This window comes from Mesorhizobium sp. WSM4814 (assembly GCF_055811595.1).
Genome location: NZ_JBVVQT010000002.1, coordinates 169,488 through 195,366 on the forward strand (window position 1 = coordinate 169,488; position 25,879 = coordinate 195,366).

Here is a 25,879-nt window from a genome sequence, read left to right on the forward strand (position 1 = left end):
TAGCAGTTTTCGCCAGACTGTTCTGATGAAGGAAGGGCATCTCGGAAACGGGGTGCCCTTTTTCTTTTCGCTCCGCCGCAGGCATTTAGAAATTTCAACACAAGATATGGAGATCCAGCGCCTCTTGACCGCATCATCTTGACACACAAGGCGAAAACGCCTATAAGTTGGGTTATTCGAGTCTTGCGACTGCATGGCTCTCGACGTCGACCCAATGTGGCGACGCGCTAGCAACGACTAGCTGAAACCGCGTCTCGAGCGCCCTTTCCTGAAGACGCCATATGACCACAGCCCGTACCGTCACCATTGGCGCCGAAACGGTACAGGTACGCCGCATCAGTTGGGCCGAGTTTTATCGCCTGCGGCCCGACCTGCGGCCGGCGAACGATAATGAGCAAACGCCTAAGTCGGCTCACCGAACTCTGCCTCGTTTCTTGCCGCCAGCCGACGCTCGTCATCGACAGGCGGAAGCTGCATGGCCTCCGCCTCGGTGCGACCGAACTCACGGCCGATTTGAAATGCTGCGAACAGCGCGCCAAGGCCGATCAAGAATCTAAGCATAGTGTGGTCTCCCTTCGGCGGTAGAAACCGCACGGCATGCGGTTTGTTCCACATGGGCGGAACCTCAACGTTCAACACTCGTTGCCACAGACCGTGGGCCAAGAAGGACGCAACACATGGCAGTCAAAAAGAACAGCGACACCAGCCGAGTTAAGAAGGGTGCAGAGCTAGAGGTTGAACACCTGACGGAAGTTACGGATTTGTCGCCCAACCAGGCGCGAGGCCTCCTACGCAAGCACGGCAACGATTGGGCGAAGATCAAAGACGAGGCCAAGGACTTAAAAAAAGACGACTAAGGGGGGCTTTCGATCTCCAGCCGGGGGCATTCAGGCGCACCCGCTGCAATCTCACTCAGACATTTTTTGATTATCTTTGATTTTTCTACCGCCCCGCACATTGCGGTTCGGCACTGCCCGGCCAAGCCGGTTTCTCAAGATGGGATGACCACCCATGACCATGACTACCCGCAAGGAAATGCTTGCTGCAGCCGACGCCATTCTGAAAGCCAACCCTGAGAAAAGCACGACAACGCGCATTCGATACCGTGGCGGCCGTCCGGCCTGGAACTGGCTAAGGAAGCATGACCAGAAAGGCGCCGCCTGCCTGTGGCTGATTGCTCGGCAACGGTTGCCGCAGGCCGCCAACGACAACCTGCCAACTGAAGCTGGCCTCAACATCGACCGAAGCCGAAAGGACGGAAGGCCGAGAGGCAAGAATCCGGATCCGCGCATCATTAGATGCGTACCTGGCATTGCCTGCCGTAAAACCCCGGCTAGGCGACCCGGAACCAGAGCCGGCGAGAACAGGCAATTGGGATGCGGTCTCGCGCGGCGTCAGTATAAAATCACAGGACTGGTTATATCCGGACGCCGTTTTCACAGGCGCAACGCGCTTCAGCCGCGGTGATGTTCGGATGGTTGCCGGATCAGTTCCGTCTGCCCCACCCGGCGACGTTGAGACGGTCATCGAGGTGATCCTTTCGGGAGGCAACGTTGCCGACGTTGGCAAGGCCTTTGGGGCAAAGGGCGGATACGCCGACCGGCGCGGGAGCGCAGAACTACTCGCTGCCGGCAGATGGGCAAAGTTGGCGGTGGCGAATGATGGTCACCGGATAAGGGCAGCTTAGCAGCCTTTTAGGGGCTGATCATGCGATAGCCGTTCCCGTCATTTCGCCATCGCTCGGTCCCTGTGGCGTCCGTGATATCGGCCCACAAGCCGGGTTGCCGGAACTCAGCTTTCACCTCTTCGCCCTTTATGCGGATGGCGGAGAGTGAAGTACCGCCGCTCAAAGGAAGCATTGCATACGAGACTGCATCTCCATCAGAGATGCAGTTCATGCCCGATTTTTCGATGATCGTCCCAACAGTAAAACCGGTGCTGGGATCCCGTAGATTTTTAAGGGTGCTCCAACGCACCCTTACCTTTTTGCCGGTGACTGCGGCGATGCATCGGTATTCGGTACTCGAGTAGATAACGGTGCCCGCATCTTGGCGATTAAGAAGTGTGTTGACACCGATCCAGACCAACCCCCCGACCCACAGGAACGCAAAGATCACAATCGCGCGATGATCGTGCCGTACGAGCGATGAAGTCACAGCAGGCATGTTAGCTTCGTCCAGGTTACCCATCAGTTTTAGTCATAGCCTATAGCCGAGATGTGCCTAGAGGCCTGGTGCCAAATCGTGGCCGCAAAAACCTATAGGGCAACAGCAACGATCGGGGCGCTTCGGCGTCCCTTATGTTTTGCGCTCGACGCCTCGTTATCATCGTGCGCAACCCGTCTTCGGCTAAGTAGGCCGGGCGGGACCAATTCAAAAGCCGCCGCCTTCGGGCGAGCGGCTCCTTTGACGACCTTCAATTCAGGATTCCCATGAAATGAAAGACCGCCGCATCTCGGCGCGCGATGTCATCGACACCGTAGCGCGAGGGGCTTGGTTGCCCATGCCGCACGTACGGCAGGTTATCAGTGGCCTCAAACTTCGCCGACGCATCGGCGCAGGGCGCCCGGTGGCGCCACCCACTACGCCTCGAACTGCACCTGGAAGCCGACCTTCGAAAGTGAAGGGCTCGAAACGCGGGAACCTTTCATCCGCGAGCCGCTTTGTTTGCATGTCCCAAGCCGTGCAACCACCCATATTGCCAAAGGGTAGCCCAGATCGGGACGTCAACTGTGAAGTCGCCTTGGAAGCCGCATTTGCAGCCTTGGTGACTGCCTCGGAAGCGAAGGGGTGGACGCCGCGCGAAACGGCTGCAGCCCTACTGAAAATCGCAACGGAGCATGCCCAGCGGTTCAGGCTTGTGCCGGCTGAGCCGCCAAGGTGGCGAACGCGAAGAGGTATGTTCATCGCGTGTGCCACGCTCGTGTTTTTGCTGTGTGCAGCCATCGTTGGTGGGTTGCTTAGATGACGATCAACGTTTCGCCCCCGGATACGGCCGTTGCCGCGGTCGTAGTGATGGCGTTGCCGCCCATACGTTAGATTGCGCCACGCTCGCCTAAGTTCATCCGGCCAGCGCCATGCCGACGGCTATGCCTATGCCCATCACCAGCCCTGCAGCGAGTTCCCGCCATATTCGACGGCAGTGGCTAAGACCACCACTCGCTACGCCCACGTGCTGGACCTCCGACCATTTTCAAGGGACTTAGACTTGCCCCCAGAAATCCATCATGCCCCAGCCGCCGGCGAACACAGCGCCGCCGGCCGCAACTGCCGCTGATGGCGATATTCGAGAGCGATCGCGCCCCAGATCAGCCCGAGCAGCAGATAGACGTGGCGCCAGTGATCGATGTCGATGAAGGTGCCCAGCGCGATATTGCCGATGAAGGCGACATAGGCGCACAGAAGGTAGGGCTGCCACGGCCTGTCGCGCAGGAGAATGCGGAAGCCGGCTGCCATCGTCCAGCAGGTCAGCGTCAGGAACGAGACGAAGCCGAGCCAGCCATAGTCCAGCAGCATTTTCAGCCAGATGTTGTGCGTATCCTCGCCGAAAATCGTGCCGAAGACGAGCGGGCCGATGCCGAGCGGATGCTCCAGCGCCATCTGGAAACCGAAGATATAGCGGGCGAAACGGCCGAGGCGGGCGGTATCGTAGCTCTGTTCCAGCTGGGCGCGGCTGGAGAACATTTCCGAGACGCCCGGCAGCTGCAGGATGACGAGCATCGCGATGACCAGCAGCGAAATGGCGGCGATGGTCATGACGACGACACGCAGCCGGAATTTTCCGCTGGCGCTCTGCAGGAACAGGGCGCCGGTGAGCAGGATCGCCGAAACGCCGAACATGCCCCAGGCGCCGCGCGAAAACGAGAAGAAAATCCCGGCGGTGATGATCAGCAGCGGCATCGCCAGCAACGGCATGCGTGAGACGGGGCCGGTCAGCAGGAGATGGAGCAGGTAGATGCCGGGCAGCACCAGGAACGGCCCGAACACGTTCGGATCCTGGAAGGCGCCGGTGGCGCGGTCGTATCTGGTGAAGATCTCCGCCCCCGGGAAGGCATGGAAATAGCCGGCGATCCCGAGCAGCGAGGTCAGCACCGCCGACATCACATAGGCCCGGAAGATCACCCGGTAGAGATTTGGCTGGACCGATGTCACCGAGGCGAAGAACACCGCGGTAAACGCCAGGAACAGCGACACGGCGAGATAGAGCGGGGTGCCGGCAATATCCGACATCTGGGTCATCGCGATCATGCCGCCGATGTTCATGACCACCAGCAGCACCAGCAGCGGCGCCGCCGCGCGCGATATGCGCAGGCCGAACAGGGCCCACACCGCCATCAGCGCGACCATATAGAGGTCGTATGGCGCCGGCTCGGCGATGACGAAGCCGGACAGGAAGACGCCGAGGAAAACCGCGCCCGACGCAATCAGCGCGATCAGCTTGGCGTTGACCGCAGCCGGCGACAGTTCATGCGCGACTGCGCTCAATAGGCATTTTCCGTATTGAGCAGCCGGATCGGTGTCAGGAACAGGATCCTCAGATCGAACAGCAGCGACCAGTTCTCGATATAATAGAGGTCGTATTCCGTCCGCATGCGGATCTTCTCGTTGGTATCCATCTCGCCGCGCCAGCCATTGATCTGCGCCCAGCCGGTGACGCCGGGTTTGACCTTGTGGCGTGCGAAATAGCCGTCGACCACCTCATTGTAGAGAAGGTTGTGCGACTGGGCGGCAATGGCGTGCGGGCGCGGGCCAACCAGCGACAGCGAACCGAAAAGCGAATTGAAAAACTGCGGCAACTCGTCGATCGAGGTCTTGCGGATGAAGCGGCCGACGCGGGTGACGCGCGGGTCGTTCCTGGTCACCGTCTGCTTGGCGGTCGGGTCGGCCTTGTCGGTGTACATCGAACGGAACTTGTAGACCTCGATGATCTCGTTGTTGAAGCCATGCCGCTTCTGGTGGAACAGCACCGGTCCCTTGCTGTCGAGCTTGATGGCGATCGCGGTCGCCAGCATGACCGGCGAGAACACGATGATGCCGATGATCGAGAAGACGATGTCGAAGGCGCGCTTGGCGACCGAATCCCAGTCGTTGATCGGCCTGTCGAAAATATCGAGCATCGGCACCGAGCCGATGTAGGAATAGGCGCGCGGCCGAAATTGCAGCGCGTTCGAATGCGCCGAGAGCCGGATGTCGACAGGCAGCACCCACAGCTTCTTCAAAAGCTGCAGGACGCGCGTTTCGGCGGTCAGCGGCAGCGATACGATCAGCATGTCGATACGGGCGATGCGGGCGAACTCGATGAGCTCGGAAACGGTGCCGAGCTTTGGGTAACCGGCGACGATGGGCGGCGAGCGCTTGTCGCCGCGGTCGTCGAAGATGCCGCAGATGCGGATGTCGTTGTAGGGCTGCTTTTCGACGGAGCGGATCAGGACTTCCGCGGCCGTGCCGCCGCCGACGATGACGGCGCGGCGCTCCATGCGCCCGTCGCGCGCCCAGCGCCGGATCAGCTTCGACATCAGCAGTCTCAGGCCGAAGATCAGCATGAAGCCGACGACGAACCAGGTGCCGAAAACCAGGCGCGAATAGTCCTGCGACATCTTCATGGCGAATGCCGTCAGCGCCATCAAGGCGAAGGTGCCGGCCCAGGCCATCAGCAGACGGCCGAAATTGGCGAGCGGCCGCATAAACGAGACGATCTGGTAGCAGTCGGTGAGGTCGAGCAGCACCACGGCGAGGGACGAAGCGGCGGCGATCGCCAGCGGATATTGCCAGGCGAGATGGTTGAAGAAGCCGACATAGTAAAAATAGATGCACAGGCCCGACAGGAACAGCAGTGCGAATTCGACCATCCGCAAGACGCCGCTGACCATGATCGGCGACATGGTGTCGCGCCGGTATTGCGACGCGACCTGACGGGCGACGTCGTTCATGCCGCCGGGGCTATCGTCAGCGGCCGGGCCGTTGAAATTGCGCACCGCGTCTTTCGAAAAGCGGCGTTTGGGATCGAAGTCGCTCATGATGCATCCGCAAAGCTTCACGCAAGTGAATAGCGAAATAGAGCTAAGAAACCCTTGAAACAACAAATAGGTTTTGGAGAAGCTTTGAGGTCAGCGCCGTTTTGGGGTTAGCGCCCATTTCGGGTTAGCGCTTGAGCGCCGCGAAATAGGCCGTCTCGATCGCGGCGGCCATCACGTCGGCGCCGAATCGCGCCTTGAGGTCGGCGGTATCGGGCATCAGCCTGCCATAGGCGTCGGGGTCGGCCAGCGCCGCGCTCATCTTGTCGGCGAGCTCGCGCGGATCGGGCCGGATCAGGGCGGGGGAGCCGGCGCCAAGAATTTCCGGGATGCCGCCGACGCCGGTGGCGATCATCGATTTGCCGGCGGCGAGCGTCTCCAGCACGATGTAGGGCATGGCTTCCGCGCGCGAGGGCACGACAACCAGTTCGGCCAACTCGAAGGCCTTGCGCGCCGGCATCGGCGGCAGGAAGCGCATATGGCCTTCGAGCCCGAGCCGCTTCACTTGCGCATGGTAGCGCGGCAGGTCGTCGCCGTCGCCGACCATCACCGCATTCACCGGGCGGCCGAGCCGTGTTCCGGCAAGAACCAGCGCATCGATGAAGATGTCCGGTCCCTTGAGGTCGCGCATCATGCCGATATAGAGGGCATCGGCCGCATTCGGCTCGGTTCGCACCGGCTCGAACTCGGCGGCGCTCAGTCCATTGTAGACAAGGTTGTTCGGGATCGGTGGTTCGCCGACCTTCCTGCGATAGGTCTGCCTTTCATAGTCGGAGACAAACAGAAGATAGTCGGTGAAGCGCGCCATGAACCGCTCGAGCGCGAAGAACAGCTTCCCCGTGGCGGTGGTCTCGTCATAGTGAAGAGAGCCGCCGTGCGGCGAATAAAGGCGGGCTACGCGAGACCTTGATGCCCGCAACAATGAGCCGAACAGGCGGGCATAGGCGCCACCCTTGGCGCCGTGCCCGTGGAGCACGTCCGGCCGCAATTCCTTGATGATCTCAAATGTGCGCCAGGCCGAGGCGAGGTCGCCGGGTCCGACATGCCGCTGCATCGGCGTGCGATGGATGCCGAGCGCCATTATGCCCTTCATCTGTTCGAACAGATGTTCCTCGAAGTCGCCGCCCGTCGTCGAATCGCAGACGATGCCGACGGCATGCCCGGCGGCGACCTGCGCCTCGGTCAGGTCGCGCACGTGACGAAAAATCCCTCCGACAGGTGAGCGAAAGCAGTGGACGATCCTGAGTGTGTCCGCCACGTGGTCTAGAACAGGCGTTCGCGAACATAGACCGTGTCGCCGGGCAGAAGCGGGTCGGAGGTGGCAACGCGGCCGGTCATGACCTTGCCGTTGATGTCGCGGGTGATGTCGACGCTTCCCTGGTTGGCGCGCGGGCTGAAACCGCCGGCGATGGCAATCGCCTTTTGCACGGTCAGGCCGGGAACATAGGAGTACTGGCCCGCAGCACCGACTTCGCCCATGATGAAGATCGGCCGGTAGCGGTCGATCTCGACCGAAACGTCCGGATCACGGAGATAACCCTGGCGTAGTTTGTCGGCGATCTCGCCTTCGAGTTGCTGTGCGGTGTGGCCGCGCGCCGGCACGGCGCCGACCAGCGGGATGGACAGATAGCCGGATTGGTCGACACTGTAGACGTTGGTCAATCCTTCCTGCTCGAATACGGTGACGCGGACCCGGTCGCCGGCGCCGAGGCGATAGGGCTGATCGAGCATTTTATGAAAGGCCGCCGGCGCCGGCCGGTAGCTGGAGCAACCGGCAAGCAATGACACGGCGAGCAGCGCACGGAACAGGGAAGCAGTGCTTTTCATGACCGGACATGTACCTTCGACTGGCCGCCGCTGCACCGCGGCAAACGCTGGAGATCGAGGCCCGTTATCATCCGGTTAGGGTTAATGGCCGGTAAAGGCGGGCGGCCGAAGCGACGGCAACCGACAACAGGCGGCCGGTTCCGGTGCTTTTAGCTGCCGCGTGCGCGTAAAACCTGACAGGTTGCTTACCGCAATATTAACGGCTGAGTTACCATATTTGTTTACGGTGTATACTGACTAAAATACCGGAGCAGGATGCATGTCCGTTCAATCCGCGGCCGCAGATGTCGACGTCGATCTCAGGCAGCTCTTCGCCAGCCTTGCGAGGAATTGGCTGCGCATTCTTGTCGTCGCGCTTGTCGTAACCGGTCTGGCGTTCGCGCTCACCTGGCTCGCCACGCCGCATTACCGGGCCGAAACCCGGCTTTTGATCGAAACCCGCGAATCGGTCTACACGCGCCCTGACGGCACCAATGACAACGACAAGCCTATACTCGACGAGGAAGGCGTGACCAGCCAGGTCGAGGTCATTTCCTCGACCGACATCCTCAAGCAGGTGGCGCAGAAGCTTGATTTGTCGCGCCTGCCCGAGTTCGATGAGACGGCGGATATGCCGGCGTTGAGCCGTCTGCTTGTCGTCGCCGGCCTGAAGAGCGACCCCAACGAGATTCCGCCGGAAGAACGCGTGCTGACGAAGATGCGTGAGAAGCTCAACGTCTATCGCGTTGAAAAATCTCGCGTTATCGTCATCGAATTCTCCTCGGAAGATCCCCGGCTCGCCGCCGCAATCCCGAACGCCATCGCCGACGCCTACATCGCCGTCCAGGGCAATGCCAATATCGAATCGAATTCCGCCGCAACCGACTGGCTTGCGCCGGAGATCGCCGACCTGTCGAAGCGGGTGAAGGATGCCGAGGCCAAGGTGGCAAGCTACCGCGCCCAGTCCGATCTTTTGATGGGCGGCAACAATTCGGTGCTCGCCACGCAACAGCTTTCCGAACTGTCCAGCGAATTGTCGCGGGTGCGGGCCAATCGCGCCTCGGCGGCAGCGACTGCCGACAGCGTGCGCAGGGCGCTGCAGAATGGCGGCTCGCTGGATGCGGTACCGGAGGTGCTGTCGTCCGGACTGATCCAGCGGCTGCGCGAGCGGCAGGTCGAGCTCAAGACCAACATCGCCGACCTTTCCACCTCCTTGCTCGACAATCATCCGCGAATCCGGGCGCTGAGGTCGCAGCTTGCCGATCTCGACCGCCAGATCCGCAACGAGGCGGAAAAGATCATGACAGGGCTGATGACGCAGGCGCAGACCGCCCAGGCCCGCGAAAACCAGCTTGTCGCCGACGTCAACACGCTGAAGGCCGCATCGGCGCGCGCCGGCGACCAGCAGGTCGAACTGGACGCGCTGCAGCGCGAAGCGACCGCCCAGCGCCAGCTGCTCGAAACCTATCTGACCCGTTATCGTGAGGCGTCTTCGCGCAAGGACAGCAACTATCCGCCGGTCGACGCCCGTGTCTTTTCCCGCGCGGTGGCGCCGTCCCAACCCTACTATCCAAAAATCCTGCCGATCATCGGTGCGGCCTTCGTCGGCTCGCTGCTGGTCATGGCGATCGTGACGCTTCTGCAAGAGCTGTTTTCGGGTCGCGCCATGCGGCCGGCCGCCGGCGCCCGCTTCGAGCGGATCGAACAGGTCGCGATGCCGGTTGCCCACGAACCGCCCAATCACGAACCGTCCGATCACGAACCGCCCGATCACGAGCCGCCCAATCAGGAACCGGCCGATATCGAAGACTTTGGGGACCGGACGGCGGAAGTCCAGGCAGAGCCGCAAGCGGCTGCCGCGGCGCCAGCAACTGGCCCGGCAACTGGTGACGACGTCGGGCCGGCGCGCCGCAGCCTTGGCGAGGTCGAAATCGACAAGGCGGTGGAGAAACTGATCACAAGCGGTGCGGCACGCGCCATATTCGTGTCGCCGGAAGGCGACGAGGCGGCCGCCTCGGCGGTGCTGGTGGCGCGTGAGGTTTCCGACACCGGCCTGCGCGTGCTCCTGCTCGATCTCACCGCTTCGGGCGCCGCCTCGCGACCGACGCTGGACAGCAGGCTTTTCCCGGGCATCACCGATCTGCTCGCCTCCGAAGCGCAGTTCAGCGACGTGATCCATGCCGATCTCTATTCGGACTGCCACGTCATTCCCGTCGGCAACGCCGATCCGGTTCGCGCCATGCGCGCCGCCGACCGGCTGCCGATCATCATGCAGTCGTTGACCACCGCCTACGATCTGGTCGTGGTCGAATGCGGACCCACCGACGCGCAAGGCATCAGCCGCCTTGTCGGCGAGGGCACAGAAGTCTTCCTGTCGCTGCTGGAGCCGAACGACGAGGTGGCGCAGGCCGCGGTCGAGCTGATCGAGAGCGGCTATCCCGACCTGACGCTGGTGACGCCGGTCGGCCATCAGACGCCAGGGACGCCGCTACCCGGACGGCGCTCCGCCGCCTGAGACAGTTCGATAATTCTCTTGAACGTTGTCGACCAGAGTTTGCAGCAGTGGCGGCAATAGCGCGCTCTTGCTTCTCCCCCTGTGGGTCCCCTTGTGGGAGAAGGTGGATCGGCGCGCAGCGCCGAGACCGTTGAGGGGTGTTGGCCGGATCGCTGTTGGTGCCAAGCTGGAACACCCCTCATCCGGCCGAGCTTCGCTCGGCCACCTTCTCCCACAAGGGGAGAAGGGGGAGCCAATCGCGAACGTCAGCGATTTGCGTGACGATGGTGCTGGACGGAGCGCCAACGCCGGGTGATCTCGCCCGATGCCGCATCAGCCCGTCGCCCCTAGGGGAGCTAAATCACTTACTTCCCGGAATCTCGGCAGCGTTCAGCTGTCGTCCTCTGCTGGCACAGCCTGTCCGGCCGTCTTGCGGCGCAGCATCTTGGTCAGCTTCCAGATCGTCGGGCTGTTCTTGACGAAGGCTTTCAGGCGTGCGCCCTGCCGCAGGACAAACACCAGCGCGCGGCCTTTTGTCGTCAGCGGAACCAGGACCTCGAAATGCCGGGTTTCGATATCGCACCACAGCCGCTTGTAGGGTTCGTCGCCGACCGAGAAATCGTAGACATCGAACCCCTTCTCGCAGGCTTCCTCGATATTGTCGAAGAACAGGAAGTCGCCGGGGCTGGCATGGGCGAGGTCGTCGTCGGCGATCGCTCCGAATTCGCAGATCAGGCGTTTTCCCGAGCGGCTCGATCCGGTGACGGCGCGAAGCTTGCCGGCGACTTCGAGCCCATGCAGCACGAAGGACGGCGTGTCGTCGGAGAGCGCTTCGACGAACAAGGCGCGGAAGAAAGCACGAACCTGTGGCTCGCCGAAGACGTTGGCGATGCCCATCTTGCGGAAGCGGAACTCCTTCATCTCGAAAAACGCATCGAGCAGCCTGTTCACCTCGTCCGCCGTCCGGGCCTCGATGCGGCGGTGGCTGCCGACGGCCCCAAACTTGCGCGCCTGCGAGCGGTGCCTCTTGCGCCTGCGCTTGCCGCTGGCGCGGGAGAGCAGGGCATCAAAACCTCCCGCCAGGTCGACGGCCAGCGACAGGTTGGGGCTGGGAAAATGCGGGAGGGACAGAAGCGGATTGGCAACGCGGTCGAGATCGGGCAGCAGCCGTTCCAGCGAGACGAGGTCGATGTCCGGCCGCGCCCTGGCGATCGCCGCCAGCATCGAGCGGATCGCCGCGCCATCCGCCCTGGTCAGCCAGGACGGGTCGGCGGCGGCGAAATTGCCGTTGGCATGGCGGCCGCCCATGAAACGGGCGACGCGTAACGGACCGCGGCTGGTGACTTCCAGCGCCAACCAAAAAACCGGCCGGCCGTCAGCGCTCAGCGTCGCCAAGACGGTGTCCGCTTCGGCATGTCTGGCCCAGTTCAGGATCCAGGCCGGGCTCTGCGCCGGCGCGAACAGCGCCGAACCGCAGAACTCGGCATAAGCCGCAAGTGCCGCACCGTCGGCGACCGACACCGACAGGCCGGCATGATCCGCAGGCACCGCGCGCGGCGCCGCCTGCATGGCCTCGAGCCGATTGCCGTCAAATGACGCGGTGGCGTCAACCATACCTCAATCCTTTAGGGCGTATTCACCGCGATTGGGGCGCGCATAGGCGCATTTCGTGCTTGGATGAGCCTAGGCGCAAAAGGTGAATGAATGATCGACGGGGGTGAGGCAATCCGGAAGCTGGCGCTCAACGTCGTGCGCTATACCGGTCTTGCCCCGCTGGCCAAACCGTTCGTCGGCGGCATCGGCGCCATCCTGATGCTGCATCGGGTAACCGCCACGCCGGAAAAGCCTGATAGCGTCAACCGGCATCTCAACATCGCGCCTGAGTTCCTCGACGCTGTCATCGCCGACATGAAGGCGCACGGCTATGCATTCGTCACCCTGGACGAGGCGATCAAGCGCATCAAGGCCGGCGGCAAGGTTGGCCAGTTCGCGGCAATCACCGCCGACGACGCCTACCGCGACAACATGACCGAGGCGCTGCCGGTGCTGGAAAAGCACGGCGCGCCGATCACCATCTATGTCGCGCCGGGGCTGATAAACGGCGCCGCCGATCTATGGTGGGAGGTGGTCGAGGACATCGTCAGCGCGCGCAACCGGCTGGTTTTGACGACACCGAACGGTCCGGTGACGATCGACTGCTCGACCCCGGGCAAGAAAATCCAGGCCTTTGCGCGCCTGCACGATTATCTGACGCTGGAGGTCCGCGAGGAGGACCAGCGCGCGGTGCTGCGCGAATTGGCGCGGTCGAACGGTATCGAGTTGGGCGCGCGCCAGAACCTGTTGATGAACTGGGACGAGATCCGCGCCATGGCAGGGCATCCGCTGGTGACGATCGGCGCGCACACCGTCAATCATCGCAATCTGAAGCGGCTTTCCGAAGCCGATGCGCGGCACGAGGTCGACGACGTCAGGCGCATATTGCAGGCCGAACTCGGCGAGGCGCCGCGCCATTTCGCCTATCCCTATGGCTATGCCAGCGCCGTTGGTGACCGCGAAGTCGGCTTTGCCCGCGACGCCGGCTATGTCTCGGCGGTGACGACACGCCACGGCGTGCTGCGCGCCGAACATGCCGGCTTCCTGCACGCGCTGCCGCGCATTTCGATCAACGGTCGCTATCAGAGCGTTGCCCATATCCGCACGATGCTGTCGGGCGTGACGACGCCGCTGGCCAACGCCGGCAAGATGCTCGTCACCATCTAGTGGTCTGACACTCCGGTGGACGGCAAACCCTTTGCGGACCATCCCTGATGGGAGGTCAAGGGAACGTCGTGACCCAAGGCGGCCTTCGTCTCCCGCAGGACGAATGGCGGCTTCGGCCAATTCCGGTCGTTCGCGGCATCTTCACTCGTTCGCTGCTTCGGCCCGTCGGCATGAGACACACACGCATCCCCGGGGGGCACGACGTAGCTCGTCCTAATCTCTGAAGCGTAGACCTTCCAGAAGCAGGCTGAAGGCCGGCGATGGCTGCCGCCGGCTGGGGTAGTAAAGATAGTAGCCGTCGAACGGCTCGCACCAGTCTTCAAGGACACGGACCAAAGCTCCCTCGGCCAGCAACGCTGCTGCGCGGTCCTCGACCAACAAAGCAATGCCATGCCCTGCGACGGCGGCAGCAAGGATAAGTTCGACGTTATTGAACGTCAGCTGACCCTCGACTTTGACCTTCAGCTCGCGCCCGTCCTTCTCGAACTCCCAAGCGTAGATGCTCCCGCTCACCATGCGGAGATTGATGCAGGGATGCTTCGCCAGATCGTGAGGCGTCAGCGGCCGCCCGTGCTGCGCAAAGTAGGCCGGAGAGCCAACTGCGGCCATCCGCAACCTGGGTCCGATCCGAACCGCGATCATGTCCTTCTCTAATCGTTCGCCAAGGCGAACGCCCGCGTCGTAGCGCTCGGCGACGATGTCGGTCAGGCCCGACTCGATGTTGAGTTCGACCTGAATATCGGGATGCGCGGCTGTAAGCCGATTGACCACCGGCCAGAGGACCGTTTGAGCAGCGAGTTCCGACGTGGTGATCCGGATTGTGCCGGCCGGTCGCTCGCGCAGTTCTGTCAGCGCGGCAAGCTTGGCGTCGATGTCGTCCAGCGCAGGCCGGAGGGTCTCGACCAGCCGCTCGCCAGCCTCGGTCGGCGCAACACTGCGCGTCGTGCGGGTCAGCAGGCGCAGGCCCAGCTTGGCTTCCAGCCGCCGCATCGCGTGGCTGAGCGCCGACTGGGAGATGCCAAGCTTTGCAGCTGCTCTGGTGAAGCTCTGTTCTTCGGCGACCGCCAGGAACATTGCCAAACTGCCCAGATCCTCACGTCGCATGCCGGTCACTCCGCTATTGATGACACGGAGTCATAAGCCCATGCGACTTGCCCTGTCTAATCGCTAGGACACGGAGGGCATATCTTCTCCGGATCGAAGGCGCTGCGATGCCGACCACCAGCGAGAGGACGATCATGCAGAAACGAACATTAGGGCGGAACGGTCTGAGCGTATCAGCAATTGGTCTCGGCTGCATGGGCCTGAGCTACGGCTACGGGCCGGCCACCGATCGCGGTGAGGCCATCAAGCTCATCCGCGCTGCCCATGATCGAGGCGTCACGTTCTTTGACACCGCCGAGGCCTATGGCCCTGGCATCAATGAGGAGGTTGTGGGCGAGGCGCTTGAGCCTGTTCGTGACCAGGTGGTAATCGCGACCAAGTTCGGCTTCAAGGACGGCATTCCGGCGAATGGTCTCGACAGCCAACCTGAGCGAATCCGACAGGTCGCGGACGAGGCGCTGAAGCGTCTGCGAACTAATGTGATTGACCTATTCTATCAACACCGGGTCGACCCGACTGTGCCGATCGAGGATGTCGCCGGCACCGTTCGCGATCTCATCGCCCAAGGCAAGGTCCGACACTTCGGTCTGTCGGAGGCCGGCGCCGAGTCGATCCGCCGCGCCCATGCGGTTCAGCCGGTCGCCGCGCTTCAGAGCGAATATTCGCTATGGTGGCGCGAGCCCGAGAAAGAAATCCTGCCGACGCTCGAAGCGCTTGGCATCGGCTTTGTGCCGTTCAGTCCTCTCGGCAAGGGCTTCCTGACCGGCAAGATCGACCCGAACACCGCCTTCGGTGAAAGTGATTTCCGCCGCATCGTGCCACGCTTCTCGCCCGAGGCGCTCAAGGCGAACCAGGCACTCGTCGATCTCATCGAATCGATCGCTTCGGCCAAAGGTGTGACCCCCGCGCAGATCGCTCTCGCTTGGCTACTCGCCCAGCGTCCCTGGATCGCGCCGATCCCCGGCACCACGAAGCTCCACCGGCTGGAGGAGAATCTCGGCGCCGCGGACGTGGAACTGACGGCTGACGATCTCGCCCGCATCGAGCGGACGCTCGCCAGCGTCGACGTGAAGGGCGATCGCTACCCCGCCTCGCTTCAGCGCTTCGTCAACCGCTGAACCGCGCCTGATACCCAAAGCTAAGCGAGACCATCGATAAGAAATCCCCCTCGGATCGAGACGAATCCGAGCCCCGAAGAAAGGACGATTGAGATGACAACCGAACGCATAACATTGAGACGACGTGGTTTTCTGGGAGCAGCGGCAACTCTCGCCGCTGCGCCACTGCTCGCAGGAACGGGTTCGCAGGCCTTCGCTCAGGCAACTGGTTCTGGCAGCGAGAGCGCAGCCCGGGCGAGCGGGCGGCGAAAGCTGGGCCAGCTGGAAGTCTCGAGCGTCGGCCTCGGTGTCCAGAACATGCGCCGGACCTACCAGACGACGGTCCCCACCCGACCCGAGATGCTGAACATCATCCGAGCTGCCCACGACCATGGCGTCACCTTCTTCGACACCGCCGAGGCCTACGGGCCGCATGAGTGCGAGCGGATCCTCGGCGAAGCCATCGCGCCGTTTCGCGACCAAGTTGTGATTACCTCGAAGTTTGGCTGGAACATCGATCAGGAGACGGGCGAACGTCGGCCGGGGCTCATCAGCCGCCCGGACCACATCAAACGCGTGGTCGGGGGCATGCTCAAGCGCCTTCGCACCGACCGCATCGATCTCCTTTATCAGCACCGCGTCGACCCTGAAGTGCCGATCGAGGACGTCGCCGGCGCGATCAAGGACCTGATGACGGAGGGGAAGGTTCTGCATTGGGGCCTTTCCGAGATGGGCCTTAAGACGCTGCGTCGTGCTCATGCCGCATTACCTGTCACCGCAGTTCAGAACGAATACTCGATGCTGTGGCGCGGGCCTGAGAAGGAAGTCATTCCACTTTGCGAAGAGCTAGGCATCGGCTTCGTGCCCTGGAGCCCGCTTGGGGTAGGATTCCTGGCCGGCGCCATCGATGCCAGGACCCGATTTGCCGAAGGCGACATCCGCGGGATCGAGTCCCGTTTCTCGCCGGACAACTTGCCACACAATCTGGCACTGGTGGAGCTGGTGAAGAGCTGGGCCGAACGGAAGCAGGCCACACCGGCCCAGATCACGCTTGCCTGGCTGCTGGCGCAGAAGCCGTGGATCGTGCCGATCCCCGGGTCGACACAGATGCCGCACATGATCGAGAACATCGGCGCGGCCGAAGTCCAGTTCACGCCCGCAGAAGTGGCGGAGCTCAATGCAGCCGTGGCCACGATCGAGATCAGGGGCGCGCGCCTTCCTGACCAAGTGCTGGTCTTCTCGGGCGTGGAAGCGCCTCCGAAAGTCTGATCGCATTCACTGGCCATAACGAGAGCCCTGGATGATTTCGACTACAACCATCTCGCGCCGGCAGGCCCTGCAACGCTCACTCCTGCTGCCTTTGGTGGCGGGAGTGAGTTCGGCGGCGGCAAGCGCTGAACCTGCTGCGGCCGGTCGCAGCGCCACGGTCCTGGTGGCCTACTTTACCCGGACCGGCAACACGCGCCTGATCGCCACCCAGATCGCCCGCGCACTCGAAGCAACGCAGTTTCAGATCGTGCCGGCGGCGGCCTATCCGGAAGACTACGAGGCACAGGTCGCGCAGGCAGAGGACGAACGGCAGCGCGGCTACGAGCCGCCGTTGCAGGCGACGGTGCCGGATCTGAGCTCCTATAAGACCGTGTTTCTGGGCTTTCCGATCTGGGGGATGACCGCGCCTTCCGTCATCCGCTCGTTCCTGTCGCAGCACGACCTTTCGGGCAAGACGCTGGTGCCGTTCATCACGCATGGTGGCTATGGGCTCGGCAACAGCCTTGCCGTGGTCGCCGAGCATGCACCCGGCGCTCGTCCGATCGAAGGGTTTTCCAAAGAATGCGACCAGGAGCGCGAGACGCTTCGAGAGGTCACACAGTGGCTCGGGAGCGTCGAGATACGCCGGTAGCCTTGGCTGCAAACCCTGGGCGTCGCGATCCGAGGCACCGACCAGATAAGGACTGAACAACATGACCCAAGGGATTCAAGGCAAAGTCGTCGTCATCACCGGCGCCAGCAGCGGCCTCGGTGAAGCGGCAGCACGGCGGCTTGCCGCAGATGGAGCCAAGCTGGTGCTTGGCGCTCGCCGCATCAATCGTCTCCAGGCGCTCGCAACAGAGCTTGGTCTAGATAGGGAGGCGGTCGTCCAGATCGACGTCACCCAGGTCGATCAGGTTAGGAGCCTCGTTGACCACGCGGTGCAAACGCATGGCCGTCTCGACGTCATCATCAACAATGCGGGGCTCATGCCGCATTCGCCGCTGGAGCGCGGCAAGGTCGACGACTGGGACCGCATGATCGACGTCAACATCAAGGGCGTTCTCTACGGCATCGCGGCGGCACTGCCGCATATGACCAAGCAAAAGAGCGGCCACATCATCAATGTGTCCTCCGTTGCCGGCCACAAGGTTGGAAAGGGCGGTGCCGTTTACTCCGCCACCAAGCACGCCGTGCGGGTGATCTCGGAGGGGCTGCGCCAGGAGGTCAAACCCTACAACATCCGGACCACTGTCATCTCGCCTGGAGCTGTCGCCACTGAGCTGCCCCAGAGCATCACGGAAGCTGATGTCGCCCAGGGCATCAAGCAGTTCTATGAGGCCGTTGCGATCCCTGCCGACAGCTTTGCCCGCATGGTGGCCTTCGCCATGAGCCAGCCGGAGGACGTGGACGTCAACGAAATCCTGTTCCGGCCGACCGGCCAAGAGCTCTGACTTCATCCAGCTACAGAGAGACGCGCAACATGAAAAGCCTTTCAGCCTCCCTGGTGGCGGCAACACTCGCGGCCTCGGCCGCAGACGCACAGGAACGTCCTGCAGGTCGGATTGCACCCCCGGACGTCTATGTCGTAGCACCCGGTCTTGGGGACTACACCGACAATCTCCTGTTCGGCGATGTCTGGCTGCGTAAGGAGCTCGCGCCCCGGGACCGGAGCATTGTTACGGTATTGGCGCTGATCGCCTCAGGTCGCATCGCGCAGGTGGGCGGACATGTCAGCCGGGCGCTGGACAACAGAGTCACGCCAGGGGAGATTGGCGAGATCATCACCCATCTCGCCTTCTACTCGGGCTGGCCGAACGCAATTTCCGCAGTTCAGGCGACAAAGGACGTGTTCGACCGGCGCGGCATCGGCGAAGTTGAGGCAAGCACGGCCGGACCACTTGAGCCCAACGCCGCCGCCGAAGCGGCGCGAGCCGCTACTGTTGACGACACGGTGGCGCCGGTGGCTCCCGCACTGGCGGCCTACACCAATCGGGTGCTGTTTGGCGATCTTTGGCGCCGGCCGGGCCTTTCCGGGCGGGATCGCAGTCTTGCCACCATAGCCGCGCTTCTCGCTTCAGGGGACGTTGACCAGTTGCCATTCCAGGTCAAGCAAGCGCTGGACAATGGCCTGACGCAGACGGAAATCGCTGAGGTTCCCACCCACCTGGCCTTCTATGCAGGGTGGCCGAAGGCGATGGCAGCGATGCCTGCCTTGCGCACGGCCTTCGCGGAGCAGGCTGCCCGCGGGTCTTCCGGCGCAGCAATCCGTGTGCAGAAATATGATCCCGCCAAGTCAACGACGGGATCGTCAGATCACTTTACCGGCTCGGTTCGAGTTGAGTCGTCGTTCAAGGCTGACGAGACGGCGCGCGTCGGCGGCGGAACGGTTCATTTCGAGGCCGGTGCCAGAACCGCGTGGCATACCCACCCCTTGGGCCAGACGCTAATCGTCACCGCCGGCAAGGGTCTTGTCCAACAATGGGGAGAGCCGATTGAAGAGATCGAGCCCGGCGATGTCGTTTGGATCCCGCCCGGCGTGAAGCACTGGCATGGTGCTAGTCGCACGGCCGGCATGACGCATGTTGCCGTTGCCGAGGCACTGGACGGCAAGGCCGTCGAGTGGCTGAACATGTAAGCGACGCACAGTATCCCAAGTGAGAAGACTGCTGGCTCTTTTCGTTGCTTCGCGGAATGCGCCAAATGAACCGGCCTGCAGTCTTGGTGATGGTGGGGAAACGGCTCATCTGCCCGCGGCGGCGCTCGGTCTGCTTGGGCCGATGATGGCGACCGTCATGCGCTTTGCCGCCAGCGACGTGACTGAAGGAGTGGTTCCCGAATCCGGCCACTGGATCATGGAAGAGAATCCAAGGCGATGATCGTTATCGTCCGTGAGTTCCTCATTCCAAGTGACCTCAACCCGAACTTTGGAGAAGCTTGGCCATTCGGTCCTTTATCCCGCGTCCGATGATTCCACAGCTCAGGTGCTACCCAGTCCCGTTGTTTAGCTGCCTAGCTAGCACCGGCTTTGTTATGCGGATCTGAGTCTGATGGTCGGCTCATGGACGCTTAGCAGACGAGCAACCCGACCGGGGCGAACTGCCGCTTCTGGCGCCGCCGGCGCGTTCCGATCGGCGACACGGAAGGCAGAAAACCACCTGAGCTGCCCTACACCTCGGGTAGCAAGCGTCAGGCTTTCACCGCGGCGGCGAGCGAGCCTCAGTTCTTCGGCCGCGGCGGCTCCAGGATCAGCCATTTGATGATGCCCATGGCCGGCAGCACCCAGAGCATGCCGCTGAGCAGGAAGAACAGGAAATGCGCCCACGGTCCCGATTCCGCCAGTTGGGCAACCGCCACGATCGATGCGACCAGCGCATAGACGATGACCAGCGCCACCAGCAGGATTGTTCCGATCAGCTTTTTCAGGCGAATGGGCATTTCGCGATCCGGTTGATGCCTATCGCTTAGGCCCAACGGAAGAGGCACGCAACAGCCAAGAAGCGGCGCGACGGCGTGCCGCGCTGTCCGGTCTTGCCAGTTGGATTGCGATGGTTCACCAATCCGCGACTGCAACCTGCCGGGACAAGACCATGGCTGCCATATCAGCTGCCGCGCCTTTCGTGGCCCGCGACCGCGACCTGCGCAACCGGGCGCTGGTACGCGGCTGGCTCTACGTCGTGCTCCTGGTGCTGTTTGTGCTGGTGCTGGTCGGCGGCGCCACCAGGCTCACCGAATCCGGGCTTTCGATCACCGAATGGAAGCCGATCCACGGCGTCATCCCGCCGCTCAACGACGCCGAATGGCAGGAGGAATTCCAGCGCTACCAGCAGATCCCGCAATATGCCGAACTCAACAAGGGCATGAGCATCGAAGCGTTCAAGTCGATCTTCTGGTGGGAATGGCTGCACAGGATCCTGGCGCGCGGTGTCGGCTTGGTTTTTGCCGTGCCGCTGGTGTTTTTCTGGGCGACGCGCCGCATCGAACGCGGTCTTGGTCCGAAATTATTGGGCATTCTTCTTCTCGGCGGCCTGCAGGGCGCGATCGGCTGGTGGATGGTGGCGTCCGGGCTGGTCGACCGGGTCTCCGTCAGCCAATACCGGCTGGCGACGCATCTGACGCTGGCCGCGCTGATCTTCACCGCGACCATGGTGGTCGCGCGTGGATTGGCGCCGCACTCCGAGCCCGCGGCCGACCGCTCGACCCAGCGTCTGGCCGGCTTTCTGGTGCTGCTGGCGCTGATCCAGATCTATTTCGGCGGGCTGGTCGCCGGGCTCGATGCCGGCCTGAGCTACAACACCTGGCCGCTGATGGACGGCAAGCTCATCCCCGGCGACCTGTTAATCCTCGAGCCGGCATGGCGCAACTTCTTCGAGAGCCCGAAGACGGTCCAGTTCATCCACCGGCTCGGCGCCTACGCTATGTCAGTCGCAGCACTTTGGCACATGATCGCGACCCACCGGCGCCAGCCCGGCACCACCCATGCGCGCCGCGCGACGCTGCTGTTTGTGCTGGTGCTGCTGCAGGCCCTGATCGGCATCGGCACGCTGCTGATGCAGGTGCCGCTGCACATGGCGCTGATGCATCAGGCTTTCGCGCTTGTCCTGCTGGGCTTTGCCGCAGCGCATTGGCGCGGCACCAAAGGCGCCTATCCCATGCCCAACCAGATCGCCGTCAGAGGCTGAGCCGCACCGCCCTGATATCAGTGGCAATGGACAATTCGCGGCTTTTCTCGACCGCATTGCCGTCTTCATGATGCCATGACGCCGACAGGCAGCCATAGGCGAAGGCGTGATCCAGAATGGCTGGCGGCGTCTGGCCGAGCGTTCTGGCGAAAATCTCGGCCATGTCGGCAATCCGCCGGGGATCACGGCAAAGCTCGTCGCGGCCGAGCGGATTGTAGAACATGTTCGCCGCGTCGAAGCCGGGATCGCCGAGAACGCCCTTCGGGTCGATCGCCAGCCAGCCGCGCGCTCCCAGCATGATGTTGTCGTGATGCAGGTCGCCATGCAGCGGCAGCACCTCGACAGGATTGGCCAACAGCCGTTCCGCGGTCGCAGCCGCTTCGACGTAAAAGCTCTTTTCGCCGGCGTCGCGATCGATCTTCGCCTTGTTGAACAGACTGGAAAACCGCACCCGCAGCGGCTGAAGGTCTGGTGGGGCAGGGTGGTCGGATGGCGAGAACAGTCTTGCCATCACTTCGGCCGCGATGGCTGTAGCGGCATTGTCGCCCTGCTCGGCGAGAACCTGTGACAGCAAGGTTTCACCGGCATATTCGAGCAGCATGCAGTGGCCGTCGCGGCCGAGCAGCCGTACCGCGCCTTCGCCGCGCCGCCAGGCGAGGAAATGCTCGCCGCGCAACTCGTCTTCGACGTCGTCGAAAGCCTTGAGGGCCTTGACGACCGCCGGCGAACCGTCCTCGCGAACAACCTTCCAGATGCGGCTGCTGAACGTCTCGGCAATCAGTTCTGGCGCGCTGACCTTCCAGCGGCCTGGGAATGCCGGAGCGTCCATTCAGTGCTTGAGGCCGAGCATCAGATCCATGTTCTGCACGGCAGCACCCGAGGCGCCCTTGCCGAGATTGTCGTAGACGGCGAACAGCAGCGCCTGGGCCCTGTCGTCGTTGGCGAAGACATGGAGCATCATCCGGTTGGTGCCGTTGTAGACTTCGGGATCGATCTCCGGCACGCGCTCGAGATGCGCATAGGGCGCCACCTCGACCACGCCGCCATCGATGGCGGCGAAATGGTCGGCGATCGCCGCATGAAGCTCGGCGCCGGTCGGCACATAGTCGAGGCCGCCGAGCTGCAGCGGCACCACCGTGATCATGCCTTGCGCGAAATTGCCGACCGCCGGCTGCATGATCGGATCATGCGACAGCTTCGCATAGGTCCTGAGCTCCGGCACATGCTTGTGCTGCAGGGTCAGCCCGTAGGGCAGGAATTCCGACGCTTCCTCGCCCTTGGCGACATAGTCCTCGATCATCGGCCGGCCGCCGCCCGAATAGCCCGTAATGCCGTTGACGGTGACCGGAAAATCCGGCGGCAACAGCCCGGCCGCGACCAGCGGCCTCAGTGTCGCGATCGGCCCTTGCGGCCAGCAGCCTGGATTGGTGACGCGCTTCGCCGAAGCGATCTTGCGCGCCTGAGCCTTGTCCATTTCGGCAAAACCATATTCCCAACCTTCTGCCACGCGATGCGCGGTCGAGGCGTCGATAACCCTTGTCGTGTCGTTGCTGATCAGCGAGACGCTTTCTTTCGCGGCTGCGTCCGGCAGGCACAGGATCGCGACATCGGCGGCGTTGAGGTACTCGGCTCTGGCTGCCGGTTCCTTGCGGCGCTCGGTCGGAATCGAGATGATCTCCAGGTCGCCGCGCTCGGCAAGCAGCGCCCTGATCTGGAGACCGGTGGTGCCGTGCTCGCCGTCGATGAAGATTTTCGGTTTCATTTGCCTGCCTGAATTCCCTGATAGTTCGAAATTATATGCCACTTGCCTGGTTCAATCCGGCAACAATGTGATTGCCGTTGTTCAGCTCTTCGAGCCGGGCCTTTCGTTCCGCCAGCAGCCCGAGATAGTGCATGGCCACCGTCGACCCGGCAATTGCCGTTATCTCGGCGTGATCATAGGCCGGCGCAACCTCGACGACATCGGCGCCGACGATGTCGAGCTGATTGATCTGGCGCAGCACCGACAGGATTTTTGCCGAGGACGGCCCGCCGGCGACCGGTGTGCCGGTGCCGGGGGCGAAGGCCGGGTCGAGGCAATCGATGTCGAAGGTGACGTAGGCCTTCTTGCCGCCGGTGCGGTCGACGATGGCATAGGCGATATCGGACGCGCGCATGTCCTCGATTTCGTGGCCGTACAGGATCTTGATGCCGAAGCTGTCGGGCGCATGGGTGCGGATGCCGATCTGGATCGAACGGTCGGGGTCGATAATCCCCTCCTTGACCGCGCGGCCGACGAAGGAGCCGTGATCGATGCGCTTGCCGTCGTCCGGCCAGGTGTCCTGGTGGGCGTCGAACTGCACCAGGGCCAGCGGACCGTGGATGGCGGCATGCGCCTTGAGCAGCGGCCAGGTGACGAAATGGTCGCCGCCGAGCGATAGCAGGAAGGCGCCGGATTTCAGGATCTTTGCCGCCTCGCGCTCGATCGTCCCCGGCGTTTTCTGGTGGTTGCCGCTGTCGAGCAGGCAATCGCCATAGTCGACCACGGCGAGATGTTCGAACAGATCGCGCGAGAACGGGTATTGCGGGTCGTTGTCGAGAATGGTCGAGGCGCGGCGAATTGCCTGCGGTCCGAAACGCGCGCCCGGCCGGTTGGTGACGGCGGCGTCGAAGGGGATGCCCCACACCACCGCGTCCGCGCCCTTCACGTCCTTCGAGTATTTGCGTCGCATGAACGACAGCGCGCCGGCATAGGTCGGCTCGAAGGACGCACCCGTCCTGGCTCGGGCGGTGAAGGCGTGATCGATGTTGGTGTTCGGCATGAAGCGGTCTCCTGTGCGTCGAGGCGCAACCTTATTGGATATAATTGCAACAAATGCGACCCCTTCCGAGGGCCATGGCCGTTCGAACTCGGTCACAACTTCTTGCTTGCCAGGTGAGCCCGAATGGCCAACCCGGAATTTGCGTAGATATGCATGAATACAACCGACAGTAGCCAGCCGTCCTTGCACGGGATGGTTGTCAGCCGGGGAACGCAGCAGATTTCAGCACGCCAAGCCGGCCACCGACCGCCAGGACGGCGGCATCGATCTCGGCAAGTCGAGATTGAAGAACAGCCGCTTCAGCCGGCATTGACCTGACTTTCCGGCATTTGCGAAGCCGGCTTCGTTCACTGGGCTGTCACGCGCGTCGCTTATCCGGGTTTGCATCCGGTAGGAGCGATTCTCATGCGAACGACCTGGCTGAACCTTGTGCTTGCCGCCGCCTCGGTGCTGTTCACTGGCTCGGCATTGGCTGGCGAAACACGCGCCAGGCAGATTCTTGACCGTTTCGAACACGCCAACCAATGGCGCGACCATGTCATGGTGGCGGCGCACCGCGCCGGCAGCCTGCAGGCCCGCAAGACGCTGTTTGCGGAGAACTCGATCGCCGCCCTCGAGGCATCGATCGCGCTTGGCGCCGAAATCGTCGAGGTCGATGTCAGGCGCTCGAAGGACGGCCAGTTCGTCGTCATGCATGACAGCTGGCTCGACCGCACGACGAACTGCAAGGGCGAGGTGGTCAAGCGCACGCTGGCCGAACTCAAAACCTGCAGGCTGGTGATCGAAGGCACCGGCGCCGTCACCGACGAGCCGGTTTCGACGCTGCGCGAGATGCTGATGGCGACCAGGGACAGAATCCTCGTCAACATCGACAACAAGCTCGACGTCGACAGCCTGGCCGGCATGATCGCGGTGGCGCGTGACCTTGGCATGGCCGAACAGGTGATCGTCAAGGAGAACCTGTGGAACCCGGCCAGGATCACCACTGTCAAGGCAGCCATGGGCGCGATCGGCAGCGGTTTCCAATTCATGCCGATCATTGCCGACGACGCGGTTCGCGACGCCGGTTTTGCCGAGAAGGTCAGCGGCGCCTTTTCGCCGCGCGCGGTCGAGATGATCAACTGGCGGGACGGCGCCGAGACGCTGACCGAGACCGGCGGTCCGCTGTTCAGCCCGCGCATGCGCGCCGCGGCGATAAGGGGCGGCTGGCACATCTGGGCCAATACCTACGCCATCGTCAACAAGCCGGGCGGCTTCCTTGCCGGCGGTCGCGGCGATGAACTGGCGGTGTTCGCCAGCCTGCCGCGCGAGACCTACGGCTTCTGGGCCGAACGCGGCGCCACCATCATCCAGACCGACGAGCCGAAAGCGGCGATCGACTGGCTGGCGGCAAACGGCTACCGCGTGCCCTATTCTGATGAGGCGCGCCCGGCGAATACGGCGAGCATCAATTAGTTCCTCTGCACCGTGGATTTGGTTCTTTGACCGGCGGTCGCGCTGCCGGCCGGCCTGCAACTGCCAATCTCCAAAGTCTGCGATTAGCCGTAAGCCCCCGCGCCTTCGTCATCCCAAGGCGGAGCAAGGAGCGAAGCGACGCGGCGCAGACCCTGGGATCCATTCGGTGACATCCGCCGAAGAATGCAGCGGCTCAGAATAAAAGCGCTCTGTAGCGATCCTTCGCGCCCCCCTCTGCCCTGCCGGGCATCTCCCCCACTTGGGGGGAGATTGGCCTTCATCACTGGTTTCGCCAACCACCAACCTTGCAAAAAGGGCGCTGTCCGCGAAGCTGTCAATCTCCCCCCTTGTGGGGGAGATGCCCGGCAGGGCAGAGGGGGGCGCTGTCCCGCCAGCCTTTCGATCAGGGGGAGATTGGC

At 62.9% G+C, this 25,879-nt stretch carries 23 protein-coding genes; 11 read left to right on the forward strand and 12 right to left on the reverse strand.

Annotated features, from left to right (window positions below):
• Positions 1-402 precede the first annotated feature (402 nt).
• Complete coding sequence (locus tag AC0L2V_RS04090) at positions 403-561, reverse strand: hypothetical protein (RefSeq protein ID WP_473519517.1); 159 nt, start codon at positions 559-561, stop codon at positions 403-405.
• 116 nt (positions 562-677) lie between these two features.
• Between AC0L2V_RS04090 and AC0L2V_RS04095 the strand changes: the two genes are divergently transcribed.
• Both AC0L2V_RS04095 and AC0L2V_RS04100 read left to right on the forward strand, forming a co-directional pair.
• The gene (locus tag AC0L2V_RS04095) at positions 678-857 is read left to right on the forward strand and encodes a hypothetical protein (RefSeq protein WP_091591545.1); all 180 of its coding nucleotides are present in this window, start codon (positions 678-680) and stop codon (positions 855-857) included.
• Positions 858-1,011: 154 nt separating this feature from the next.
• Positions 1,012-1,467, forward strand: coding sequence for a hypothetical protein (locus AC0L2V_RS04100; RefSeq protein WP_473519518.1), 456 nt, complete (start codon positions 1,012-1,014; stop codon positions 1,465-1,467).
• A 227-nt stretch (positions 1,468-1,694) separates the two neighbouring features.
• Here AC0L2V_RS04100 and AC0L2V_RS04105 read toward each other — a convergent pair whose 3' ends face one another.
• From AC0L2V_RS04105 to AC0L2V_RS04125, 5 genes are all read right to left on the reverse strand, one after another.
• The gene (locus tag AC0L2V_RS04105; protein WP_473519519.1) at positions 1,695-2,189 is read right to left on the reverse strand and encodes a hypothetical protein; all 495 of its coding nucleotides are present in this window, start codon (positions 2,187-2,189) and stop codon (positions 1,695-1,697) included.
• Positions 2,190-3,224: 1,035 nt separating this feature from the next.
• Positions 3,225-4,484 carry an O-antigen ligase family protein gene (locus AC0L2V_RS04110; RefSeq protein ID WP_473519520.1) on the reverse strand — a complete coding sequence of 420 codons (1,260 nt, stop codon included), beginning with the start codon at positions 4,482-4,484 and terminating at the stop codon, positions 3,225-3,227.
• Positions 4,481-6,016: an undecaprenyl-phosphate glucose phosphotransferase gene (locus AC0L2V_RS04115; RefSeq protein ID WP_473507403.1), complete on the reverse strand. Its 1,536-nt coding sequence runs from the start codon at positions 6,014-6,016 to the stop codon at positions 4,481-4,483. Before AC0L2V_RS04115 ends, AC0L2V_RS04110 begins: the two co-directional genes overlap by 4 nt.
• A 124-nt stretch (positions 6,017-6,140) precedes the next feature.
• Positions 6,141-7,271 carry a glycosyltransferase family 4 protein gene (locus AC0L2V_RS04120; protein ID WP_473519521.1) on the reverse strand — a complete coding sequence of 377 codons (1,131 nt, stop codon included), beginning with the start codon at positions 7,269-7,271 and terminating at the stop codon, positions 6,141-6,143.
• A gap of 5 nt (positions 7,272-7,276) precedes the next feature.
• Complete coding sequence (locus tag AC0L2V_RS04125; protein ID WP_287077118.1) at positions 7,277-7,840, reverse strand: polysaccharide biosynthesis/export family protein; 564 nt, start codon at positions 7,838-7,840, stop codon at positions 7,277-7,279.
• Positions 7,841-8,099: 259 nt separating this feature from the next.
• On the opposite strand from AC0L2V_RS04125, the gene AC0L2V_RS04130 reads away from it, so the two are divergent.
• Positions 8,100-10,334: a GumC family protein gene (locus AC0L2V_RS04130; RefSeq protein WP_473519522.1), complete on the forward strand. Its 2,235-nt coding sequence runs from the start codon at positions 8,100-8,102 to the stop codon at positions 10,332-10,334.
• A gap of 369 nt (positions 10,335-10,703) precedes the next feature.
• Here the strand turns inward: AC0L2V_RS04130 and AC0L2V_RS04135 are convergent, their stop codons facing one another.
• Positions 10,704-11,927, reverse strand: coding sequence for a GNAT family N-acetyltransferase (locus AC0L2V_RS04135; RefSeq protein WP_473519523.1), 1,224 nt, complete (start codon positions 11,925-11,927; stop codon positions 10,704-10,706).
• A gap of 90 nt (positions 11,928-12,017) precedes the next feature.
• Between AC0L2V_RS04135 and AC0L2V_RS04140 the strand changes: the two genes are divergently transcribed.
• Entirely contained in the window at positions 12,018-13,073 is a 1,056-nt protein-coding gene (locus AC0L2V_RS04140; protein ID WP_473519524.1) for a polysaccharide deacetylase family protein, read from the forward strand.
• A gap of 213 nt (positions 13,074-13,286) precedes the next feature.
• Here AC0L2V_RS04140 and AC0L2V_RS04145 read toward each other — a convergent pair whose 3' ends face one another.
• Entirely contained in the window at positions 13,287-14,177 is an 891-nt protein-coding gene (locus AC0L2V_RS04145; protein WP_473519525.1) for a LysR family transcriptional regulator, read from the reverse strand.
• A 134-nt stretch (positions 14,178-14,311) separates the two neighbouring features.
• On the opposite strand from AC0L2V_RS04145, the gene AC0L2V_RS04150 reads away from it, so the two are divergent.
• The 5 genes from AC0L2V_RS04150 (at position 14,312) to AC0L2V_RS04170 (ending at position 19,160) form a co-directional block, all read left to right on the forward strand.
• Positions 14,312-15,295, forward strand: coding sequence for an aldo/keto reductase (locus AC0L2V_RS04150; RefSeq protein WP_473519693.1), 984 nt, complete (start codon positions 14,312-14,314; stop codon positions 15,293-15,295).
• Between the two features lie 93 nt (positions 15,296-15,388).
• Positions 15,389-16,543: an aldo/keto reductase gene (locus tag AC0L2V_RS04155; protein ID WP_473519526.1), complete on the forward strand. Its 1,155-nt coding sequence runs from the start codon at positions 15,389-15,391 to the stop codon at positions 16,541-16,543.
• A 31-nt stretch (positions 16,544-16,574) separates the two neighbouring features.
• The gene (locus AC0L2V_RS04160) at positions 16,575-17,174 is read left to right on the forward strand and encodes a flavodoxin (protein WP_473507410.1); all 600 of its coding nucleotides are present in this window, start codon (positions 16,575-16,577) and stop codon (positions 17,172-17,174) included.
• A gap of 61 nt (positions 17,175-17,235) precedes the next feature.
• Entirely contained in the window at positions 17,236-17,976 is a 741-nt protein-coding gene (locus AC0L2V_RS04165) for an SDR family oxidoreductase (protein ID WP_473507411.1), read from the forward strand.
• Positions 17,977-18,005: 29 nt separating this feature from the next.
• Positions 18,006-19,160 (forward strand): (R)-mandelonitrile lyase, encoded by a 1,155-nt coding sequence (locus AC0L2V_RS04170; RefSeq protein ID WP_473519527.1) that lies wholly within the window; start codon positions 18,006-18,008, stop codon positions 19,158-19,160.
• 581 nt (positions 19,161-19,741) lie between these two features.
• On the opposite strand, the gene AC0L2V_RS04175 is transcribed toward AC0L2V_RS04170, so the two are convergent.
• Positions 19,742-19,960, reverse strand: coding sequence for a DUF2842 domain-containing protein (locus AC0L2V_RS04175; protein WP_023798362.1), 219 nt, complete (start codon positions 19,958-19,960; stop codon positions 19,742-19,744).
• A gap of 152 nt (positions 19,961-20,112) precedes the next feature.
• Between AC0L2V_RS04175 and AC0L2V_RS04180 the strand changes: the two genes are divergently transcribed.
• Complete coding sequence (locus tag AC0L2V_RS04180) at positions 20,113-21,204, forward strand: COX15/CtaA family protein (protein ID WP_473507412.1); 1,092 nt, start codon at positions 20,113-20,115, stop codon at positions 21,202-21,204.
• On the opposite strand, the gene AC0L2V_RS04185 is transcribed toward AC0L2V_RS04180, so the two are convergent.
• The 3 genes from AC0L2V_RS04185 to speB are packed head-to-tail and all read right to left on the reverse strand — an operon-like array spanning position 21,194 to position 24,005.
• Complete coding sequence (locus AC0L2V_RS04185) at positions 21,194-22,033, reverse strand: aminoglycoside phosphotransferase family protein (RefSeq protein ID WP_473507413.1); 840 nt, start codon at positions 22,031-22,033, stop codon at positions 21,194-21,196. The two genes, AC0L2V_RS04180 and AC0L2V_RS04185, sit on opposite strands and share 11 nt — an antisense overlap.
• The gene (argC, locus tag AC0L2V_RS04190; protein ID WP_473507414.1) at positions 22,034-22,966 is read right to left on the reverse strand and encodes an N-acetyl-gamma-glutamyl-phosphate reductase; all 933 of its coding nucleotides are present in this window, start codon (positions 22,964-22,966) and stop codon (positions 22,034-22,036) included.
• A 31-nt stretch (positions 22,967-22,997) separates the two neighbouring features.
• Complete coding sequence (gene speB / locus AC0L2V_RS04195; RefSeq protein ID WP_473519528.1) at positions 22,998-24,005, reverse strand: agmatinase; 1,008 nt, start codon at positions 24,003-24,005, stop codon at positions 22,998-23,000.
• A gap of 405 nt (positions 24,006-24,410) precedes the next feature.
• Between speB and AC0L2V_RS04200 the strand changes: the two genes are divergently transcribed.
• On the forward strand, positions 24,411-25,460 hold the full coding sequence (locus AC0L2V_RS04200; protein WP_473507415.1) for a glycerophosphodiester phosphodiesterase family protein: 1,050 nt from the start codon (positions 24,411-24,413) through the stop codon (positions 25,458-25,460).
• Positions 25,461-25,879 lie beyond the last annotated feature (419 nt).

Excerpts from the sequence above, each read along its gene's own strand:
- AC0L2V_RS04155 (WP_473519526.1), top strand. The coding sequence starts at position 15,389 with ATGACAACCGAACGCATAACATTGAGACGACGTGGTTTTCTGGGAGCA.
- argC (WP_473507414.1), bottom strand. The coding sequence starts at position 22,966 with ATGAAACCGAAAATCTTCATCGACGGCGAGCACGGCACCACCGGTCTC.
- AC0L2V_RS04130 (WP_473519522.1), top strand. The coding sequence starts at position 8,100 with ATGTCCGTTCAATCCGCGGCCGCAGATGTCGACGTCGATCTCAGGCAG.
- AC0L2V_RS04140 (WP_473519524.1), top strand. The coding sequence starts at position 12,018 with ATGATCGACGGGGGTGAGGCAATCCGGAAGCTGGCGCTCAACGTCGTG.
- speB (WP_473519528.1), bottom strand. The coding sequence starts at position 24,005 with ATGCCGAACACCAACATCGATCACGCCTTCACCGCCCGAGCCAGGACG.
- AC0L2V_RS04185 (WP_473507413.1), bottom strand. The coding sequence starts at position 22,033 with ATGGACGCTCCGGCATTCCCAGGCCGCTGGAAGGTCAGCGCGCCAGAA.
- AC0L2V_RS04160 (WP_473507410.1), top strand. The coding sequence starts at position 16,575 with ATGATTTCGACTACAACCATCTCGCGCCGGCAGGCCCTGCAACGCTCA.
- AC0L2V_RS04135 (WP_473519523.1), bottom strand. The coding sequence starts at position 11,927 with ATGGTTGACGCCACCGCGTCATTTGACGGCAATCGGCTCGAGGCCATG.
- AC0L2V_RS04100 (WP_473519518.1), top strand. The coding sequence starts at position 1,012 with ATGACCATGACTACCCGCAAGGAAATGCTTGCTGCAGCCGACGCCATT.
- AC0L2V_RS04165 (WP_473507411.1), top strand. The coding sequence starts at position 17,236 with ATGACCCAAGGGATTCAAGGCAAAGTCGTCGTCATCACCGGCGCCAGC.
- AC0L2V_RS04125 (WP_287077118.1), bottom strand. The coding sequence starts at position 7,840 with ATGAAAAGCACTGCTTCCCTGTTCCGTGCGCTGCTCGCCGTGTCATTG.
- AC0L2V_RS04180 (WP_473507412.1), top strand. The coding sequence starts at position 20,113 with ATGGCTGCCATATCAGCTGCCGCGCCTTTCGTGGCCCGCGACCGCGAC.
- AC0L2V_RS04170 (WP_473519527.1), top strand. The coding sequence starts at position 18,006 with ATGAAAAGCCTTTCAGCCTCCCTGGTGGCGGCAACACTCGCGGCCTCG.
- AC0L2V_RS04090 (WP_473519517.1), bottom strand. The coding sequence starts at position 561 with ATGCTTAGATTCTTGATCGGCCTTGGCGCGCTGTTCGCAGCATTTCAA.
- AC0L2V_RS04095 (WP_091591545.1), top strand. The coding sequence starts at position 678 with ATGGCAGTCAAAAAGAACAGCGACACCAGCCGAGTTAAGAAGGGTGCA.
- AC0L2V_RS04150 (WP_473519693.1), top strand. The coding sequence starts at position 14,312 with ATGCAGAAACGAACATTAGGGCGGAACGGTCTGAGCGTATCAGCAATT.
- AC0L2V_RS04200 (WP_473507415.1), top strand. The coding sequence starts at position 24,411 with ATGCGAACGACCTGGCTGAACCTTGTGCTTGCCGCCGCCTCGGTGCTG.
- AC0L2V_RS04175 (WP_023798362.1), bottom strand. The coding sequence starts at position 19,960 with ATGCCCATTCGCCTGAAAAAGCTGATCGGAACAATCCTGCTGGTGGCG.
- AC0L2V_RS04145 (WP_473519525.1), bottom strand. The coding sequence starts at position 14,177 with ATGCGACGTGAGGATCTGGGCAGTTTGGCAATGTTCCTGGCGGTCGCC.
- AC0L2V_RS04115 (WP_473507403.1), bottom strand. The coding sequence starts at position 6,016 with ATGAGCGACTTCGATCCCAAACGCCGCTTTTCGAAAGACGCGGTGCGC.
- AC0L2V_RS04105 (WP_473519519.1), bottom strand. The coding sequence starts at position 2,189 with ATGGGTAACCTGGACGAAGCTAACATGCCTGCTGTGACTTCATCGCTC.